Annotated in this window: 15 protein-coding genes and 2 pseudogenes; 8 read left to right on the top strand and 9 right to left on the bottom strand. The window is 64.5% G+C overall.

Annotated features, from left to right (window positions below; all coding sequences use genetic code 11):
• Positions 1-41: 41 nt before the first annotated feature.
• Genes KBX07_RS06540 through KBX07_RS06525 form a run of 4 tightly spaced genes read right to left on the bottom strand, consistent with a single transcriptional unit; the run spans position 42 to position 3,194 of the window.
• Positions 42-395 (bottom strand): branched-chain amino acid transporter permease, encoded by a 354-nt coding sequence (locus KBX07_RS06540; protein ID WP_005287748.1) that lies wholly within the window; start codon positions 393-395, stop codon positions 42-44.
• Complete coding sequence (locus KBX07_RS06535; protein ID WP_005287747.1) at positions 395-1,069, bottom strand: AzlC family ABC transporter permease; 675 nt, start codon at positions 1,067-1,069, stop codon at positions 395-397. Before KBX07_RS06535 ends, KBX07_RS06540 begins: the two co-directional genes overlap by 1 nt.
• Entirely contained in the window at positions 1,070-1,678 is a 609-nt protein-coding gene (locus KBX07_RS06530; RefSeq protein ID WP_256004112.1) for a YqgE/AlgH family protein, read from the bottom strand.
• The gene (locus tag KBX07_RS06525; protein ID WP_256004114.1) at positions 1,671-3,194 is read right to left on the bottom strand and encodes a CCA tRNA nucleotidyltransferase; all 1,524 of its coding nucleotides are present in this window, start codon (positions 3,192-3,194) and stop codon (positions 1,671-1,673) included. Before KBX07_RS06525 ends, KBX07_RS06530 begins: the two co-directional genes overlap by 8 nt.
• An 89-nt stretch (positions 3,195-3,283) precedes the next feature.
• Between KBX07_RS06525 and KBX07_RS06520 the strand changes: the two are divergent.
• The 8 genes and pseudogenes from KBX07_RS06520 to KBX07_RS06485 all read left to right on the top strand — a co-directional run.
• Positions 3,284-3,976 (top strand): annotated as a pseudogene (locus tag KBX07_RS06520) (NUDIX hydrolase); the annotation flags it as partial.
• On the top strand, positions 3,976-6,387 hold the full coding sequence (locus tag KBX07_RS06515; protein ID WP_256004116.1) for a DUF6049 family protein: 2,412 nt from the start codon (positions 3,976-3,978) through the stop codon (positions 6,385-6,387). The pseudogene KBX07_RS06520 and the gene KBX07_RS06515, both read left to right, overlap by 1 nt.
• Before the next feature lie 13 nt (positions 6,388-6,400).
• Positions 6,401-8,722, top strand: a pseudogene (gene murJ, locus KBX07_RS06510) (murein biosynthesis integral membrane protein MurJ); the annotation flags it as partial.
• A gap of 664 nt (positions 8,723-9,386) precedes the next feature.
• The gene (locus KBX07_RS06505) at positions 9,387-9,959 is read left to right on the top strand and encodes an RNA polymerase sigma factor (protein ID WP_256023481.1); all 573 of its coding nucleotides are present in this window, start codon (positions 9,387-9,389) and stop codon (positions 9,957-9,959) included.
• A gap of 113 nt (positions 9,960-10,072) precedes the next feature.
• Positions 10,073-11,032, top strand: coding sequence for a thioredoxin-disulfide reductase (gene trxB, locus KBX07_RS06500; RefSeq protein ID WP_256023530.1), 960 nt, complete (start codon positions 10,073-10,075; stop codon positions 11,030-11,032).
• Complete coding sequence (trxA, locus tag KBX07_RS06495; RefSeq protein ID WP_005287722.1) at positions 11,029-11,349, top strand: thioredoxin; 321 nt, start codon at positions 11,029-11,031, stop codon at positions 11,347-11,349. Before trxB ends, trxA begins: the two co-directional genes overlap by 4 nt.
• 65 nt (positions 11,350-11,414) lie before the next feature.
• On the top strand, positions 11,415-12,593 hold the full coding sequence (locus KBX07_RS06490; protein ID WP_256004135.1) for an N-acetylmuramoyl-L-alanine amidase: 1,179 nt from the start codon (positions 11,415-11,417) through the stop codon (positions 12,591-12,593).
• Positions 12,590-13,210, top strand: a complete 621-nt coding sequence (locus tag KBX07_RS06485; RefSeq protein WP_256023479.1) for an alpha/beta fold hydrolase — start codon at positions 12,590-12,592, stop codon at positions 13,208-13,210. Before KBX07_RS06490 ends, KBX07_RS06485 begins: the two co-directional genes overlap by 4 nt.
• On the opposite strand, the gene KBX07_RS06480 is transcribed toward KBX07_RS06485, so the two are convergent.
• The 5 genes from KBX07_RS06480 to yidC are packed head-to-tail and all read right to left on the bottom strand — an operon-like array spanning position 13,164 to position 17,532.
• The gene (locus KBX07_RS06480; RefSeq protein ID WP_256023478.1) at positions 13,164-13,799 is read right to left on the bottom strand and encodes a hypothetical protein; all 636 of its coding nucleotides are present in this window, start codon (positions 13,797-13,799) and stop codon (positions 13,164-13,166) included. The genes KBX07_RS06485 and KBX07_RS06480 overlap by 47 nt on opposite strands.
• Positions 13,796-14,806: a ParB/RepB/Spo0J family partition protein gene (locus KBX07_RS06475; protein WP_256004140.1), complete on the bottom strand. Its 1,011-nt coding sequence runs from the start codon at positions 14,804-14,806 to the stop codon at positions 13,796-13,798. Before KBX07_RS06475 ends, KBX07_RS06480 begins: the two co-directional genes overlap by 4 nt.
• A gap of 3 nt (positions 14,807-14,809) precedes the next feature.
• Positions 14,810-15,742, bottom strand: a complete 933-nt coding sequence (locus KBX07_RS06470) for a ParA family protein (RefSeq protein ID WP_305082889.1) — start codon at positions 15,740-15,742, stop codon at positions 14,810-14,812.
• A 13-nt stretch (positions 15,743-15,755) separates the two neighbouring features.
• Positions 15,756-16,367 (bottom strand): 16S rRNA (guanine(527)-N(7))-methyltransferase RsmG, encoded by a 612-nt coding sequence (gene rsmG / locus KBX07_RS06465; RefSeq protein WP_256018529.1) that lies wholly within the window; start codon positions 16,365-16,367, stop codon positions 15,756-15,758.
• 1 nt (position 16,368) lies between these two features.
• Entirely contained in the window at positions 16,369-17,532 is a 1,164-nt protein-coding gene (gene yidC / locus KBX07_RS06460; RefSeq protein ID WP_255994638.1) for a membrane protein insertase YidC, read from the bottom strand.
• Between the last annotated feature and the right edge of the window lies 1 nt (position 17,533).

Genomic DNA, 17,533 nt, shown 5'->3' with positions numbered 1-17,533 from the left:
TTCAGCAGCGCATTAACGCGTTGTTCACCCGAGCACCAGGTTCAGCCGACCACCACATTCACCAGCAGCATGTACACGGCGGTGCCGGTGAGGATGGAGAGGCCGGCACTGCGTCGCCAAGCGTGGAGGGCAAGGGTGACCGCGCCCGCGAGGAGAGCAGGCACGAGCCCGCCGGGGGCATCCAGCGCGCTAGCCAGCGTGTACACGACAAGCACGGTCATGACGCCGACCGGCATCGTCGCACCGAGGAACTCAATCAGCGCGCTGCCCTTGAGCACGCGCAGAAACGCGAAGGGGAGCGCGCGCAGCAACACCGTCACCACTGCGACGGGCACCAGGACGGCTGCGACCATGGTGAGGGTCACGCCGTCGGGAAGCCCCAAAGAATCACCCATTATGTGTTCCCTCGCAGCTCAAGGCGCTTATCGACGCCCGGAAACCCGTACCGCAGCAACAGCACCACGAAGTAGGCTGACAACCCCGCCATGAGAATCGCCGACGGGGCGAGCACGGCCACGAGCACTGCGATCCCGGCGGCGGTCAGAGGCAGGGAGAAGTCGCGGTTGGATTGGAACGCCTCGTACGTCAACACGATGAACAGGGCGGTCAGGGCGAAGTCCATTCCCTGCACGCTGTCCGGAATGACCTGCCCGACGAGCGCGCCAATGATGCCGGGGATGACCCACATCGCTTGGCAGCAGGCTTGGATGGCCAGGACGTGCCGGCCGGTGAGTTCGGAGTGGGGGGTGGTGGAGGTGATGGCGTAGGACTCGTCGGTAAGCGAATAGGTGCTGTAGGCCTTGCCGGCGGGACTGTCGATGAGATGGCGGGGGAACGTGAGGCCGTAGAAAATGTGCCGGAAGTTCACCATGAAGCCGGTGACTGTGGCTGAGAGCGGCCCAACGCCACTGGCGACCATCTGCACGGCGAGAAATTCCATCGAGCCGGCGTAAATGACGATGGAGAAGATCGGCGTCCACCACCAGGCGAAACCGGCCTGTGTCATAACCAGGCCGAATGCGAGACCGAGCGGAATGAGCCCAAGGCCCACTACCCACAGATTGCGCATCTAGTTGTCTTCTGGGTTCGCGGGGAACGTGGAGAACAATGGCAGCGGCATCGGCTGGCGGCGCATGACATCGCTGTACAGGTCGGTGTTCGCGGGGGCGATGACGTCGCTCGGCAGGGCGGGCGCGACGTACCAGTCGCCGCGTTCGATCTCCTCGTCGAGCTGGCCGGGCTCCCACTCGGCGTAACCGGCGAAAAGGCGCATGCCCTCGAGCAAACCCTCGACGGTTTCCGGCTCTGTGCGCAGGTCAACGTGCACGAGGCGGTTGGCCAGGCGGGTGAACTCGGGGTGATCGTCGATCACCGTGCCGGACTTGGTCACGCCGACGCCGATCGCCGCCTGCGGGCCGACGGGGCCGCCGATGTAGAGCGCCTGTGGATTGGCCACCTCGGGAAGCCATTCGGGCAGGACATTGTGGACCGCGACGTCGCTGCGCCGGTTGAGCACCACGCCGAAGGAGTGGGTCGCGGTGTGCTCGATGACGAGGACGATGGAGCGGACGAATTCGTCGGAAAGCATGCCCGGCGCCGCAACCAGCAACATGCCCGGCCCCGGCTCTTCGCGCTCGAGCGCGGTGAACAATCTATCCGCGTAGAAAAACTCAGCCATTTTCTGCCTCCCACCACGCCTTGAGCTGTGCGACGGCCTCATCACGGCCCAGCTCACCGTGCTCCAAGCGGAGATCCTTCATGTATTTCCACGCCTTGCCCACCTGCGGGCCGGGCTCGAGGCCCAGGATCTCCATGATCTCATTGCCGTCCAGGTCCGGGCGCACGCGAGCGAGATCCTCCTTGGCAGCAAGGTCCGCGATGCGCTCCTCGAGGTGGTCGTAGGTGCGCTGGAGACGCGCCGCCTTCTTCGGGTTACGCGTTGTGCAGTCCGCGCGGACGAGTTTGTGCAGGCGGGGGAGAAGGTCTCCCGCATCGGTCACGTAGCGGCGCACGGCGGAATCCGTCCACTGGCCTTCCCCGAAACCGTGGAAGCGCATGTGCAGGTAGACCAGCTGACCCACGTCCTCGATGACGTGCTTCGGGTACTTCAGTTTGCGCATCCGCTTGCGCGTCAGCTTCGCACCGACAACCTCGTGGTGGTGGAAGGACACCCCTCCGCCCGGCTTGGCCTCGCGGGTGTCCGGCTTGCCGATGTCATGCATGAGCGCCGCCCAACGCAGCTTCAGGTCCGGTCCTTCTTCTTCCAGCTCGGTGGCCTGGCGCAGCACAGTCAGCGAGTGAGCGTAGACGTCTTTGTGCTGCATGTGCTCGTCGCGCTCGAGCTTGAGCGCCGGGATCTCCGGCAGCACGTGGTCGGCCAGGCCCGTCTCCACGAGCAGGTCAATGCCCTCCCACGGCTGCACGCCGAGCAAGAGCTTGTCCAGTTCCGCCTGCACGCGCTCGACGGTGATGCGGCCTATTTCTTCCGCCATGTCCGTCATCGCACGCTTCACCCGCGGCGAGACGTGAAACCCCAGCTGGGAGACGAACCGGGCCGCCCGGAGCATGCGCAGCGGGTCATCGCGGAAGCTGACCTCCGGCTCCTGCGGGGTGTCCAGGACGTGGTTCAGCAGGTCTTTCAGGCCGTCGACGGGGTCGTGGAAATCCAGCGCGAGTGAATCCTCGCCGTCGGCGACAAGGAGCTCGATCGCCATTGCATTCACGCGAAAGTCGCGGCGCACCAGATCGTCGTCAATCGCGTCGCCGAAGGTGACTTCGGGGTTGCGTGTGACGCCGTCGTACAGATCAGCGCGGAAGGTGGTGATCTCCACCTGCTGGCCGTCCTTGACTGTCGACACGGTTCCGAATTCGATACCGGTGTCCCACACGGCCTCGCCCCAGCCGCTCAAGATGGCTTTGATGACGTCGGGGCGTGCGGACGTCGTAAAGTCCAGGTCATTGCCGAGCCGTCCGAGCATCGCGTCGCGCACCGGGCCGCCGACCAAGTAAAGGGACTCGCCCCGGTCGTGGAATTCCCGCACCAGCGACGTGAGCAGGCCTTCAAGCTCGCGCACCGCTGTTTCCGCCCGGGCGAGCAGCCCGATGAAGGCTGTGGAATCGCCCTTTTCGGGCAAACTGAAAAGCCCGGCGGGGTCGGTGTGGTTCTCGCTCGCGGTCCTCGGGGTCACGGCCATAACCATACTTGGGGTGGTCTCAAGTTCCATATATAAGTCGTGGGCGGATACGATCTGATCTCATGGCTGACTCTCCGAATCCTCCGAAGCGCAGGCGGCGCCGGCGCGGGTCGAGTCATGCCCAAAAGGGGGAGCAGAAGCAATCCCAAAAACAACGACAAAAGCACCAGAAGCAACCCCCAAAATCCCAGAAACAGCAGCCGAACAAGCGCCGCCGCAAGCAGCGCCCCCAGAACTACCGCAAGCCGCACACCAGCCAGTACACGACGGACCACAAGATGGAGACCCGGGACGAAACGTCCGCGGGCGGTTTGGTGGTCTCCGGCATGGCGGAAGCAGTGGCTGCGGACGGCAGTGTGGACCTGAGCAGGATTTATGTCGCGCTGATCGGGCGCCTTGACCGCCGCGGCCGCCTGCTGTGGTCGATGCCGAAGGGCCATGTGGAGCCCGGTGAGCACCAGTGGGACACGGCCCGCCGCGAGGTGTGGGAAGAAACCGGCATTTACGGCGAGCCCTTCGAGGACCTCGGCCTGATCGACTACTGGTTCGTGTCTGACGGCGTGCGCATTCACAAGACCGTGCACCATAACTTGTTGCGCTATGTCGACGGGGTGCTTAACGACGAAGACCCAGAAGTCACCGAAGTCGCCTGGGTCCCCGTCAGCGAGCTGATGGAGCACCTGGCGTATGCCGACGAACGCAAGCTGGCCCGCATCGCCTTCGACAAAATGCCAGCATTAGCGCGTGCCGAGAAACGTGCCGGAAGGATCACGCCGCGGTGATGAAGGCACGGATCTGCGCAGTCGTGGCAGCAGCAGTGGTGGCAGTCTGTGCTTCCCCCGCGCACGCCGACCTGCCGGTGCCGATGGATCCGCAAAACTCGGCCGTGGCCTCGCAGTGGGTCAATCCGCAGATTCGCGCGAGCGACGGCAGCGAGAACATCACGCTCTCGCTTGTCGACGCTCCCTCTACCGCCGATTCCGGCTCCACCGTCGACGCGATTGTGCGGGTGCGTAACGACGGCGATGAGCAGATGGACAACCTCACGGTGACTCCCCGGCGCGGACCTGTCTCCGGGTCTGTCTCCGATGCCCAGGTAGCAACGATTGCGGCGCCGGGGGAGTACACGGTCGCCGGTGACACGGTCGAGGTGCCGAACCTGTCCGCAGGGGAGGAAGCCGAAATCACCGTGCAGGTGGATGTCTCGGACCAACCGCTCGCGGCGACGTTCCCGATCATGGTCGTGCTGGAGCAGGAAGGCACCCACTTAGATAGCGAGCGCTGGCACATGGCCGTGCGGGGTGATCTGCCCGAGGAGCAGACTCCCGCGGGTGTCTCGGTGCTCTACCCGGTGAGCGCACCGGTGGACATTGTGCCGGGGGAGACCGGCGAAGCTCCGAACAGCCCGCCGTTGATTCTGGCCTCCGAGCAGCTCGCGGATCAGCTCGAACCTGGGGGGCGCCTGGATCAGTTGATCGAGACGTACGCGGAGACCACCGACGACACTGGCGTCGCTGACGCCACGTGTCTCGCTCTCGACCCCGCGCTGGTGGACACAGTGGACCGAATGGCGCAGGGGTACAAGGTCGACGACGATCGCCCATCCCCGGGCCGCCAACGCCAGCGCCTGCGCGATTCTTGGGGCCGTGAGGACGCGGCCTTCATGGATGCCGCGCCGGGCCGGGGCGCAGAGGATGCTGCTGCCTGGCTAGAGAAGGTCAAGGCCGCGAGCGCGTCTGGCTGCACGGTGGCACTGCCCTGGGCGAATGCTGACTTGAACGCCATCGCCCGCACCGGTGATAGGTGGCTCATGCGCGAGGCCGTCGAGCGCGGGCCCTTCACCTTGGGCCGCGTGCTGGGTACTCCCATCGTGCAGAACATAGTGGTGCCTGGCGCGGGCTACCTCACCCCGGAGTCTGCGCCGGCGATGGGCTGGGCGGACCACAGCAGGTCGACGGTGCCGCAGGTCGGCATGCAGAGCGCGTGGGAAAACGAGCAGGCTGAAACGCAAGACGGGCCCGGCGGCAAGATCGAGGGCGACCAGCAGACCACGCTGGACACCCCGACGTTGCCCAGCACTGAGGATGTCGCGGCGCCGGAACCGTCCCAGCCGGTGCGCGTGCTCGTGGCGGACAACACCGTGCCGGGGGAGCGCTTCGCCACCGCCACACCCGGTGTGGTGACGGTGGGCTTTGATGATGCGCTGGCCAGTACGCTTGCTGCGACCGGCAGCCACCCGGAGACCACCGGTTACTCCCAGGAGAAGCTGCGCTACGACTACTCGATGGATTCGGTGGCGGCGCGCGATCTCACTGCGGCATCGGCTATCGCGACGGCAGCGCGCACGGCGGGGGAGGAGCCGGTGCTCGTCAATCCGCCGGCGGCGTGGGATGCGTCGACAGCGCAGCAAGTCATGGGTACCGTGGGGGAGCTGATGAGCTCCCGCATAGCCGAGCCGATGCCACTCGAGGAGTACACGCGCCCTCCGGAGCAGATTGATCAGGCGGACCTGGAGGCACTCGGCACGCCGTACAACGACCCGACTGTGTACTCCGACACGGAGATCCTCAACGCGGGCCAGCAGGCGCGCTACATCGACGACCTCACATCCATCCTGGCCAACGAGAACAACATCGCTCTGACCCGCTACGGTTACACCCTCCCGCTGCGGTTGGATCTGCTCGCCGCGCTGCCGGTCACGCACCGCCGTTCTCTGACCTACTACTCGGATGCGGAGTTGCGCACCCGCACGCGGCTCAATGGGGGGCGGGATACGTTGGGGGCGATCAAGTCGTCGATAAGCTTGATCCCGCCGGGGAATGTGTACACGCGCACGTCGGAATCCTCGCCGCTGCTCATTGTCGCGGAGAACGGGCTGCCGCTGCCTGTCGACGCGTCGATTCTGTATCAGGGGCCCCCCGACGCGAAGCTGAATACTCCGGCGGAGTTCCGCATCCCGGCGCGCGGTTCGCTCACCCTCCAGATGACGGCGGACCTGCCGCAGAACAATAAGCGCACTGACCTGCAGCTGTACCTCTCCACGCCGGATAATCGGCCGATTTCTCAGCCGGTGAACATCGCTGTGCAGACGGCCGGCGGGGCGCTTGCCACCCGGATCCTCGTCGCCGGGCTGGCGGTGCTGTTCGCGTTGGCGGTTCTTTTCCAACTCGGGAAACGGCGGAGAGAGCACTAGGATTGAGACCCCTATGGAGAAAGCTGAAACTTCGGACCGCTCCGTCGTAAGGTCCACTGGCTCAATGGCAGTGGCGACGCTGATGTCGCGCATCACCGGCTTCATCCGCACGGTGATGATCACATCGGCGCTCGGCGGCGCGGTGGCATCGGCATTCATCTCGGCGAACACGCTGCCGAACATGGTCACGGAGATCGTGCTCGGCTCGGTGCTCACCGCCCTGGTGGTGCCGGTGCTGGTGCGCGCCGAGAAAGAGGATCCGGACCACGGCGCCTCCTTCATCCGGCGGCTGTTCACGCTGACGTTCACGCTCGTGACTGTGGCCACGGTGATCACGCTCGTCGGTGCACCACTGCTGACACGGCTGATGCTCGATGGCGACGGCCAAGTCAACGTCGTTCAGGCCACCTCGTTCGCGTATCTGCTCTTGCCGCAGATCATGTTCTACGGCTTGTTCTCACTGTTCATGGCGGTGTTGAACACGAAGGAAGTGTTCCGCCCCGGCGCGTGGGCGCCGGTGGCGAACAACGTGGTGACCATCACAGTCATGGCGCTCTACATGCTGGTGCCGGGGTCCATTCACCCGGACGACCCGACACCTGTCACCGATCCGCACGTATTGTTGTTAGGCCTCGGCACCACGTTCGGCGTGGTGGTCCAGTGCCTGATCATGCTGCCGGCGCTCAGGCGCACCGGCGTCGACCTGCGGCTCGAGTGGGGCATCGACGACAGGTTGAAGCAGTTCGGCGGGATGGCGTTGGCCATCATCACCTACGTGGCCATCTCGCAGGTCGGCTACATCATCAACAACCGCATCGCCTCGAGCGTCCACGAATCCGCGCCGATCATTTACGCGAACCACTGGCTGCTGCTGCAAGTGCCCTACGGCATCATCGGTGTGACGCTGCTGACGGCGATCATGCCGCGGTTGAGCCGCAACGCCGCCGACGGCGATGACCAAGCCGTCGTCCGCGACCTGACACTCGGCACGAAGCTGACGTTCATCGCCATCATCCCGATCATCATGTTCATGACGGCGCTGGGCCCCGACATCGGCACCGCCCTGTTCCGTTACGGCAACTTCAGTTCCGAGGACGCCCGCACCCTGGGCCTGACGCTGAGTTTCTCCGCGTTCGCCCTCATCCCGTACGCGCTGGTGATGCTGCACCTGCGCGTTTTCTACGCCCGCGAGGAGGCGTGGACGCCGACCTTCATCATCGCCGGCATCACCTTCACCAAGGTGGTTCTGGCGTTGCTGGCTCCGTTCGCGGCGACGCGCCCCGATCAGGTGGTGGTGCTGCTCGGCGCCGCCAACGGCTTCGGCTTTGTCGCTGGCGCTGTCATTGGCTCTTTCCTGCTGCGCAGCAAGCTCGGCTCGCTGGGCACAGGAGAAGTCCTCAAGACCTCCGCATGGGCAGCGCTTGCTGGCCTGGTCGGTGTCGGGGCGGTCTTCGCCGTGCGCTCGGTAGTGCGCATGGTCTCGCCCGAGCGCAGCTCCGTGGGCATGCTCATCGAGATCGCCGTTCTGGGCATCATCTTCGTCGCCGTCACCGCTGTGGTCCTGTCCTTCTCCAACCTGCCGGAGGTAGAGACGGTCATGCAGCGCTTCAGGCGCAGCACACCGGTGGAGGAGACCGCGCCGGTTCTGTCCACGTTCATGATGGACGACACCTTCAACGCGTCCCCGGTCCCGCCGCCGATGTCTGCTGGCGTTGTCCGCGGCCCGCGCCTGATTCCGGGTGCGGCTGTGTCCGACGGCCGCTTCCGCCTGCTCAAAGACCACGGGGCTGCGACCGGTGCACGCTTCTGGCAGGCCCGGGAGCAAAAGACCGGCCGGATCGTCGCGCTGACCTTCGTGGATACGTGCGGTGCAGCCCCGCTGGCACCCGTCGCGCCGCGCCAGGCAGCTATCGACGCCGCCGGTGTCACCCACCGCACCAACCGCCTCCGCGAACTCCAGCTGCCCGGTGTGGCACCGATCTTGGAGGCGATTCCGTACCGCATGGGCTGCCTCGTCGTCTCCGACTGGATCCCGGGGTCGTCCCTCAAGGCCGTGGCCGAGTCGGGCGCCCCGCTGCTCGAGCAGGCAGTCGACGACGCGATGGTGCCGCTGAATCAGTCTGTGGCCTTCGCGCACCAGCACGGCGTCCCCCTTGGCCTGGACAACCGCGACCGCATGCGCGTGACTGAAGACGGCGCCATCGTCCTAGCGTTCCCCGCCGTCCTGCCGGGCGCGGACCTTGATTCCGATGACGCCGCCCTGGGCTTCGCGGAGGACCTGCTGCACAACCTCTCTGGCGAGGGACCTGGCGAGACCGTGCAGGTGCCAGTGGAGCAAGAGATCGATACACCACCGGTGCGCGGTTTCGGCGAGCGCGGTCTCGGCGCATTCGGCATCACGGCTCTGGTGGCGGTAGCAATCAGCGCGGTCCTCATGGTCGCGCTGCTGACCACGTACGTGCTCAGCCAATTCCGCGATGAGCCGGACAACCCGGTGCGCGACGTGGCTACCGAGTCCGGCCCGGTAAGCCAGGCGCAGTCGCTTCCGGTTTTCATCGCCCCGCTGACGGTGGAGCCGGAGAATTTCGCCCCGCTTGTCGACGGCGACGGCGCCACCACCGCCACCGTCACCCCCGGACAGAAGTTCACGATCACCACGGATGGCCCCTTCATCGCCGATCAGCTGATCTTCCACACCGAGCCCGGCCCTGGGCTGGAGTACACCATCTACGGTCTTGCCGGAGGCAACCGCGAGGTTCTCGCAGAGGGCACGCTCACCAGTGGCCCGCAGCATACCGTCGACATCACCGACAACCCGACGCTCAACGGGCTGGAGATCGCTTTCACGGGTGCGGATGGCACGGCGGTTGCGGTGCAGGAGGTCAGCGTCGTCGGCAAGCGTGCGTTGCACACTGGAGTGCGCAACAACTAAGTGCGTACAGGTGCGCGCGCGTGCCACAATCGGGGTGCAGCACAGGGGGATCAATCGGGGGGACACCATGCATGCACAGCACTACAGCGACAAAGCGCTGGTGGCGGCCTATCTTGCGGGGGATCAGCGCGCGTTCACGATGATCGTGCAGCGCCACCGCCGCCAAATGTGGGCGCTCGCGCTGCGCTACACCCGCAATGAGCATGACGCGCAGGATGTCATGCAGGACGCACTGCTCAAAGCAGCAGTGAAGATGGAGACGTACCGCGGCGAATCGGGCCTGGGGACGTGGCTGTGCCGCCTCGTGCTCAACGCAGGCTACGACCATTTCAAGCGCGCGGACAACAAGCGCCGCCACTTGAGCATCGACGACGACGAGAAGATCAGCCCCGACACCAACCGGGCTCTGTCCCATGAACCGCTGACGCACCTCGACCGCAGGCTCGCGCTCATGCAGGTGCTGGGCAAGCTTCCTGCCGCGAACCGTTCTGCGCTGCTGCTTATCGACGTCGCAGGCCTGTCCATCAACCACGCCGCCCGCGAGCTCGGCGTGCGCCCCGGGACAGTGAAGTCCCGCAGGTACCGTGCCCGGGACATGCTGCTGCAGATGATCGATGAGGACGTGAATCTTGTTAGTTAGGATCACTTGACCTAAGCACTACACTGACAGCCATGACTGAGCCGCAGATCCCCAACATTCCCTCCGCGAACGCGCTTGGCGCGTTCGCTCCGGAGACCGCGACGACTGAGCCGATGCAGGAGGCCGCTGCCACGTCTGCCAACCCGGACGAGGTGCAGGAGGTCATTGTCATCGGATCCGGCCCGGCCGGGTACACCGCTGCGCTGTACACCGCCCGCGCCGACCTGAAACCGCTGGTCTTTGAAGGCTACGAGTTCGGCGGTGAGCTGATGAACACCACCGAAGTGGAAAACTACCCCGGTTTTGAGAACGGCATCATGGGCCCGGACCTGATGATGGAAATGCGTGCACAGGCAGAGCGCTTCGGCGCGGATCTGCGCGCTGAGATGGTTGACCGCGTCGAGCTGGACGGCGACATCAAGAAGGTCCACGTGGCCGATGAGGTGTACTCCGCCAAGGCCATCATCTTGGCCACCGGCGCGGCTCCGCGCCACCTGGGCATCCCGGGTGAGCAGGAGCTGACCGGCCGCGGCGTGTCCACGTGCGCGACGTGCGACGGTTTCTTCTTCAAGGACCAGCACATTGCTGTCGTCGGCGGCGGTGATTCGGCGATGGAGGAGGCGACCTTCCTCACCCGCTTCGGTTCGAAGGTGACCATCATTCACCGCCGTGAGGAATTCCGCGCCTCCCAGATCATGCTTGACCGTGCGAAGGAGAATGAGAAGATCGAATTCCTCCTCAACTCCGTCGTTGAAGAGGTCATTGAGGACGGTGGGAAGGTCGCTGGCCTGCGCATCAAGGACACTGTCACTGGCGAGGAGTCCACGCTGGACGCCACCGCGATGTTCGTCGCCATCGGCCACGACCCGCGCTCCGGTTTCCTGAACGGCCAGGTGGACACCGACGAAGGCGGGTACGTCGTCGTCGATCAACCGAGCACCAAGACGTCGGTGCCGGGCGTGTTCGCCGCCGGCGACCTGGTGGACAACTACTACCGTCAGGCCATCACCGCCGCCGGCTCCGGCTGCCGCGCTGCGATCGACGCCGAGCACTACTTGGAGGCCCACTCATGACAGCGATCAACGTCACACAATCCACGTTCAAGTCTGAGGTCGTCGAGTCCGACATCCCGGTCCTGGTGGACTTTTGGGCCGAATGGTGCGGCCCCTGCAAGAAATTGTCCCCGCTTCTCGACGAGATCGCAGAAGAGATGGACGGGCAGATCAAAGTGGCCAAAGTCAACGTCGATCAGGAGCGTCTCCTGGGGGCGATGTTCCAGGTCATGTCCATCCCTAACGTCATGATCTTCTCCGGCGGCGAGAAGGTCGACGAGTTCGTCGGCCTGGTGCCCAAGCAAGAGATCGTATCCCGGGTGCGCAACCACCTCTGAGCCATTCCGGACCAATAGCAGTACTATGAGACTGTCCATTTGGCCGACTGTCTGAAAGGTGCGAAGTGTTGCGTATTTATCGGGTGGGTGACTCCAGCGCGCGCGTCGCCGAAGTCCGCTCGACCCTCGCACGCTTGGGGTTGCTCCCCGGCTTTGAGGGTGACGTGGGCGAGTGGAATCGCCGCAGCTTCTCCCAGGCAGAGATGCTTTTCGACGATGAGTTGGCCCAAACCCTCAAAGCTTTCCAGCAATCCCGCGGCATTTTGCCCTCCGGCGATATCGATGAGATCACGCTGCGGGAGCTGCGTCACGCCTCCTACACGCTGGGCGCGCGCGTCCTGTCGTACCAGCCGGGCCAGATCATGGTCGGCGACGATGTCGGCCAACTGCAGAAACAGCTGCAGGAATTGGGCTTCTACTCGGGGCGTATCGACGGTCACTTCGGCCCCGACACCCACGCCGCCCTGCAGGATTACCAGATCAACTACGGTATCCAGGACGACGGGATCTGCGGCCCGGAGACCATGCATGCGCTGAGCTTGCTCGGCCGCCGCATCACCGGCGGGTCCACCCAGGCCATCCGCGAGCGCGAGGTAGTCCGCCTGGCCGGCCCGCGTTTGGCGGGGAAGAGGGTCGTGATCGACCCGGATATAGACGTCGATAAGCATGCCGTCGTGCAGGGGCCCTACGGTGAGATCTCTGAAGAGGACATTCTCTGGGACCTGGCGTCGCGCGTGGAGGCGCGGATGATCGCCGCCGGCATGGAGACGATCATGTCGCGCCCGCGCGGGGACAACCCGTCGCCGAAGGCGCGTGCGGACCTGGCCAACAGTTTCGACGCTGACCTGGTGATTTCGCTGCAGCTGGACCGCTACCAGAACGAGAAAGCCAATGGTGTGGCCACGTTCTACTTCGGTTCGGAGCTGGGCGCGTCCTCAATGACGGGGGAGACCCTGTCTGGCTACATCCAGCGCGAGATTGTCGCCCGCACCCCGCTGGGCAACTGCTTCAACCACGGACGCACGTGGGAGCTGCTGCGCATGACGCAGATGCCGTCCGTCGCCGTGGTGGCGGGCTACCTGACCAACCCGCACGACGTGGCCGTGGTGACGGACCCGACGCAGCGCGACGCGATCGCCGAGGCCATCGTTGTCGCCGTGAAACGCCTCTACCTGCTGGAACAGGATACCCAGCCGACGGGCACGTTCACCTTCACGGAATTGCTGCGTCAGGAACGCGCGTGAGCATCCGCGACGAGGTCGAGGATGTCTTCGATGATGTGATCGAGGAGATCCATCCGGAGGTCTTCAACGACCCCGATTTTCTGCCGGGGCTATACGGAGTGGGCCCGTTCCTCGACCTCGTTGCGGAGTTGTCCGACAACATTGACACCGTCCTCGAGGCGACCGGGGCGAAGCAGGTGGATCTCATCGCGCACTCGCAGGGCGGCAACGCCGCGGTGCATTACGTGTCCAACAACCGGCACGAGGAGCAGATCAAGGTCCGCCGCGTGGTCACCATGGGCACGCCCTTTTACGGCACGGACTTCAGTGGCTGGGTGCCGCGCGTGCCGTGGTGGATTATCAACCTGCTCGGCGGCCCGGGAGCGAAGGAGCAGCTGCAGGGCGCCAACGCTCCGGTGACGGATCCGCGGGTGGTGTACACCTCGCTGTACTCCCGGGCGGACACGTGGGCGACACCGCACAGCTCGTCCTTCCTGACGTCCGACAACGGGGCGGACGTGGCCGTCAAAGCCATTCCCAGCGGCCCGAAGCACCCGCTCATGCCGCGGGATATGGAGATCGCGGAGCTGACTAAATGGGGGCTTGAGCGAGAAGCTCAGCAATCTCGGCCTCGCTAAGCAGCCCCTGTTCCGGCGGCAGCTCTAGGCGCAGCCGCGGAATGACAGGGTGGTCGGCGACGATCTTGAACCCTGCCGACTCAAGCACCTCCACCGGCATCAGACCGATCTGCTCCGCGTGCTCGACGATAGTCTTGCAAATCCCGGTCAGTTCGTGCGTGAAATCCGCCTTCACCCCGAATGCTTCGACCGCGGGGAGGCCGCGGGAAGTGAGGTCGACCACTGCGGCGTCGACAAGCACTGCCTCCCAGCCAATGCCCGCGAAGGCTGCGTCGATATGCAAGCTGGTCAGGCAGTACGCGTCGGCGGAGACAGGCGCGGTGGGTAGGCGCACAGCCCCAGGAGCGGCCGAAGGCGGGCACATCAGCAAGGTGGCATGCGCCCGCTTATCGACGATCGAAAACCCAGCCGTCTTCTGCTCGTACACCAACGCGAGCAACCAGGCCGACTTGTCCATCTGGGAGTCGATGCCTTGGTAGTTCTCGCTGAGCGGGTCGAGTTCCCAGAACACGCTGCGCGCGGCCTGCGGGTGTAGGTTGCTCAGCGTGGACGAGGTGAGCGCGACAACGCTGGCCCGGGGCAGGCTCATGCGCCCTCGATGAGCCCCATGATGCGTTCGAAGTCGTCGCGGTCGCCGAATTCGACGACGATCTTGCCTTTGCGCTTGCCCATGGTGACGGAGACTTTGGTGTCCCATTCGTCAGCAAGGCGCTCGGCGGCCTGGGAGAGGAACTCCGGCTGCGGTGCTGGCTCGCGCTTGGTCTTTTCGGGCATCACGCCGTTCTTGTTCAACAGCGTGACGGCTTCCTCCGTGGCGCGGACGGACAGACCTTCAGCAACGATGCGGTCGGCGAGCTGCTCCTGAGCCTCCGGGCCCACCTTGACGCCCAGCAGTGCGCGGGCGTGGCCGGCGCTCAACACACCGGCGGCGACGCGGCGCTGCACCGGCACCGGCAGGTTGAGCAAACGGATCGAGTTGGTGATCACGGGGCGGGAACGGCCCAGCCGATCAGCGAGCTGCTCCTGGGTGACACCGAACTCCTCGAGCAACTGCTGGTAGGCAGCGGCCTCTTCCAGCGGGTTGAGCTGAACGCGGTGAATGTTCTCCAGGAGAGCATCCCGCAGCATGTCCTGATCGGACGTGTCGCGCACAATCGCGGGAATGCGTTTCAGCCCCGCCTTGGAGCCAGCACGCCAGCGGCGCTCACCCATGATGAGCTCGTAGCCGTCCGATGCCGGGCGGACCACGATCGGCTGCAGCAGGCCGAACTCCTTGATGGAGTGAACCAGCTCGGCGAGCTCATCCTCGTCGAAGACGCTGCGGGGCTGCTTCGCGTTGGGGAAGATGTCCCCGATGGGGATTTCTTGGTAGCTCGCACCGATCGAGTCAGCCACCGTCGCCGTCGGGGCGACCTGGGCGGGGATGCTCGGGGCACCCTTGACCTTCTTCGGGGCGGGCTTCTTGCCGATGATCACATCGGCCGCACCGTCACCCAGCGGACCCGTCTTCTGGTGGTGGTCCGCGTTGGACGGGATGAGCGCGGCGAGGCCTTTGCCCAATCCGCCCTTGTTGTTCTTCTTCGGTTGCTCTGCCATGGTTTAGTCCTCCTCACCCAACTCCGCGGCAATTTCCGGGCTGACACCAATCGGGCCCGTGCTGGAATGCGGCTGGTAGTCGCCGCGGGTGGCCAGCTCCATCGCCGCATCGAAATACGCCAATGCTCCACGCGAACCGGGATCGTATTCAATGACCGACTGGCCGAAGCCGGGAGCCTCCGACACCTTCACCGAGCGCGGGATGACATTGCGCAGCACCACGTCGCCGAACTGGCCGCGGACCTCATCCACCACCTGCTCGGCGAGCTTCGTGCGCCCGTCGTACATAGTCAGCAGCACCGCTGAGATGTGCAGGTTCGGGTTGAGCGCCTGGCGGATCATCGAGATATTGTTCAGCAGCTGACCCACGCCCTCGAGCGCGTAGTACTCGCACTGAATCGGGATGAGCACCTCATCCACCGCATTCATCGCGTTGATGGTCAGCAGGCCCAGCGACGGCGGGCAGTCCACGAAGACGTAGTCGAAGTCATGCTCCTCCAGGAAGCCTCCGCGCAACGCATCTGCCAAGCGGTACTCGCGGCGAACCAGGCTGACCAGCTCGATTTCGGCGCCGGCTAGGTCAATGGTCGCCGGGATGCACCACAGGTTCTCGTTGTCACTGGAACGCTGCAGAGCTTCCTCCGCAGGCGCATCGCCAATGAGGAGCTCGTAGCTGGAGGTCTCACCATCGCGGTGCGCAGCCCCGAGCGCGGTGGACGCGTTGCCCTGCGGGTCCAAATCAATCACCAGCACCTTGCGGCCCATCCGCGCCAACGAGGCAGCCAGATTCACCGAGGTGGTGGTTTTACCCACCCCGCCCTTCTGGTTGGCCACGGTGAACACGCGCGGGCGCTCCGGCTTCGGCACGGAGGCGCTGTTCGAGTTCATCTGCGCGGCGCGCTGAGCGGCTGCGCCGATCGGAGTGTCATCCCACATGCTTGACAGAGTACTAACTGGACCGGACAATGCGGATCATGGTTGTGGGTTGCTCCAGAACACCCTCACCAACAGTGAAAATATCGGCATCCACGCCGCCGGCTTTCGCGATCTGTTTCGCGTCGCGTTCGAGTTCCTCGCTTACCGACGCCCCCTTCATCGCCACCATCGCACCTCCCGGGCACACCAACGGAAGCGACCAGGACGCCAATTTGCCCAGGGGGGCGACAGCGCGGGATGTCACAGCGTCGAAAAGCGTCTTTCTCTGCTCTTCTGCACGACCGCGAATGACCGTGACGTTGGTCAGATCGAGCTCCGCAACGACCTCGCTGAGGTAGCTGGAGCGCTTCAGTAGCGGCTCGATCAGGGTGATGTCCAAATCGGGGCGCGCAATGGCCAGCGGGATGCCGGGAAGGCCGGCACCAGAGCCGATGTCCGCGATGCGCTGGCCTTCCTTGAAGGCCTCGCCAATCACGGCGCAGTTGAAGATGTGCCGGTCCCACAGACGGGGAACTTCCTTCGGGCCAATGAAGCCGCGCTCCGCGGCAGTCGTGGCCAGCGAGTCGTGGTACGCCTGCGCCAACGGCAGACGGTCCCCGAAGATCTCCGCTGCGACGTCAGGCACCCTACTTCCCCTTCTTCTTTTTCTTCTTGCTCTTGTTGTTCTTGCTCAGCTCGTTCTGGATTTGCTGGCGGGTCTTCTGTTCCGACTGTGGTTCCGGTTGCTCTTCCGGCTCAGTCACACCTTCCGGGTGGTTCGTGTTCGCGTTGGTGCGCGCCTGGTTCTGTGCGTCCTTGGCGCGCTGCTTCTTGGAACGGTTATCCACCTTGCGCGCGCCGACCTGCGGGGCAGAAGCACGACGCGCTTCGCGCTTGGCCTCTTCCTCAGCAGCCTCTTCTTTGTCCATCTTGTCGAAGACGAGCTTGGTCTGCACCAGCGTCCACACGTTGTTGGACACCATGTAGGTCAGCAGACCGATGTGCCACAGGAAGCCGGTGAACAGCAGGGTTGCCGGCAGGAACCACAGCATCATGCCGTTCATGGTCTTCATCTGCGTCTCCATCATCTCCGGAGACAGCGGGCCGTCCTGGGACGGCTTCTTGCCGCGCAGCTCATCCTCGGCCTTCTTCTTGGCCATGCGCTTGCGCTGACGGGACATGCTCAGACGGGCGTTGAGGTGGGTCATCACCACACAGATGAGCACCAGCGGCAGAGCCACCATGATGATGTTCATGCGGGTGAAGTCCACCGGGGCGAAGGCCGCGAACTGCTCCTCCGGCATGGACATGTAAGACGACAGCGGGATACCGAAGATGCGGGCATCCAGGAAGGACTGCACGTCTTCGGGGGAGAAGATGTAGTTCGCCGTGTTGCGGTTCTGCTCGATGGACATGCCCAGACCGCCGGCACCAGTACCGGTGCGGTTGAACGAGCGCAGCACGTGGAACAGACCAATGAACACCGGCAGCTGAACCAGCGGAACAATGCAGCTGGCCAGCGGGTTCATCTTGGCTTCCTTGTAGACCTTCTGGGTCTCCATAGCCATCTTCTGCTGGTCGTTTTTGTACTTCGCGCGGATCTCTTGCAGCTGCGGCTGCAGCTCCTGCATCTTCCGGCCGGCGCGCAACTGGTTGACCATCGGCTTGACCAGGAAGATACGGATGGTGAACGTCAGGAAGACAATGGCCAGCAGCCACGAGGCGCCCGAATCCGGCGAGAAGATGTATCCGAAAATCTTGTGCCAGAACCACAGCACCGCTGAGATAGGCCAATAAATGAAATTCAGCACA

The sequence above is a fragment of the Corynebacterium sp. CCUG 70398 genome (assembly GCF_024454055.1).
GTDB classification, from domain to species: domain Bacteria; phylum Actinomycetota; class Actinomycetes; order Mycobacteriales; family Mycobacteriaceae; genus Corynebacterium; species Corynebacterium genitalium.
The sequence above is the reverse complement of the archived record's forward strand: the minus strand, read 5'-3'. Positions and strand labels throughout refer to the sequence as shown.

Coding starts and splice junctions, on each gene's coding strand:
- KBX07_RS06475 (WP_256004140.1), bottom strand. CDS start 14,806: ATGGCAGAGCAACCGAAGAAGAACAACAAGGGCGGATTGGGCAAAGGC.
- KBX07_RS06480 (WP_256023478.1), bottom strand. CDS start 13,799: ATGAGCCTGCCCCGGGCCAGCGTTGTCGCGCTCACCTCGTCCACGCTG.
- KBX07_RS06515 (WP_256004116.1), top strand. CDS start 3,976: ATGAAGGCACGGATCTGCGCAGTCGTGGCAGCAGCAGTGGTGGCAGTC.
- KBX07_RS06535 (WP_005287747.1), bottom strand. CDS start 1,069: ATGCGCAATCTGTGGGTAGTGGGCCTTGGGCTCATTCCGCTCGGTCTC.
- KBX07_RS06470 (WP_305082889.1), bottom strand. CDS start 15,742: ATGTGGGATGACACTCCGATCGGCGCAGCCGCTCAGCGCGCCGCGCAG.
- KBX07_RS06505 (WP_256023481.1), top strand. CDS start 9,387: ATGCATGCACAGCACTACAGCGACAAAGCGCTGGTGGCGGCCTATCTT.
- KBX07_RS06540 (WP_005287748.1), bottom strand. CDS start 395: ATGGGTGATTCTTTGGGGCTTCCCGACGGCGTGACCCTCACCATGGTC.
- trxB (WP_256023530.1), top strand. CDS start 10,073: ATGCAGGAGGCCGCTGCCACGTCTGCCAACCCGGACGAGGTGCAGGAG.
- KBX07_RS06530 (WP_256004112.1), bottom strand. CDS start 1,678: ATGGCTGAGTTTTTCTACGCGGATAGATTGTTCACCGCGCTCGAGCGC.
- KBX07_RS06525 (WP_256004114.1), bottom strand. CDS start 3,194: ATGGCCGTGACCCCGAGGACCGCGAGCGAGAACCACACCGACCCCGCC.
- trxA (WP_005287722.1), top strand. CDS start 11,029: ATGACAGCGATCAACGTCACACAATCCACGTTCAAGTCTGAGGTCGTC.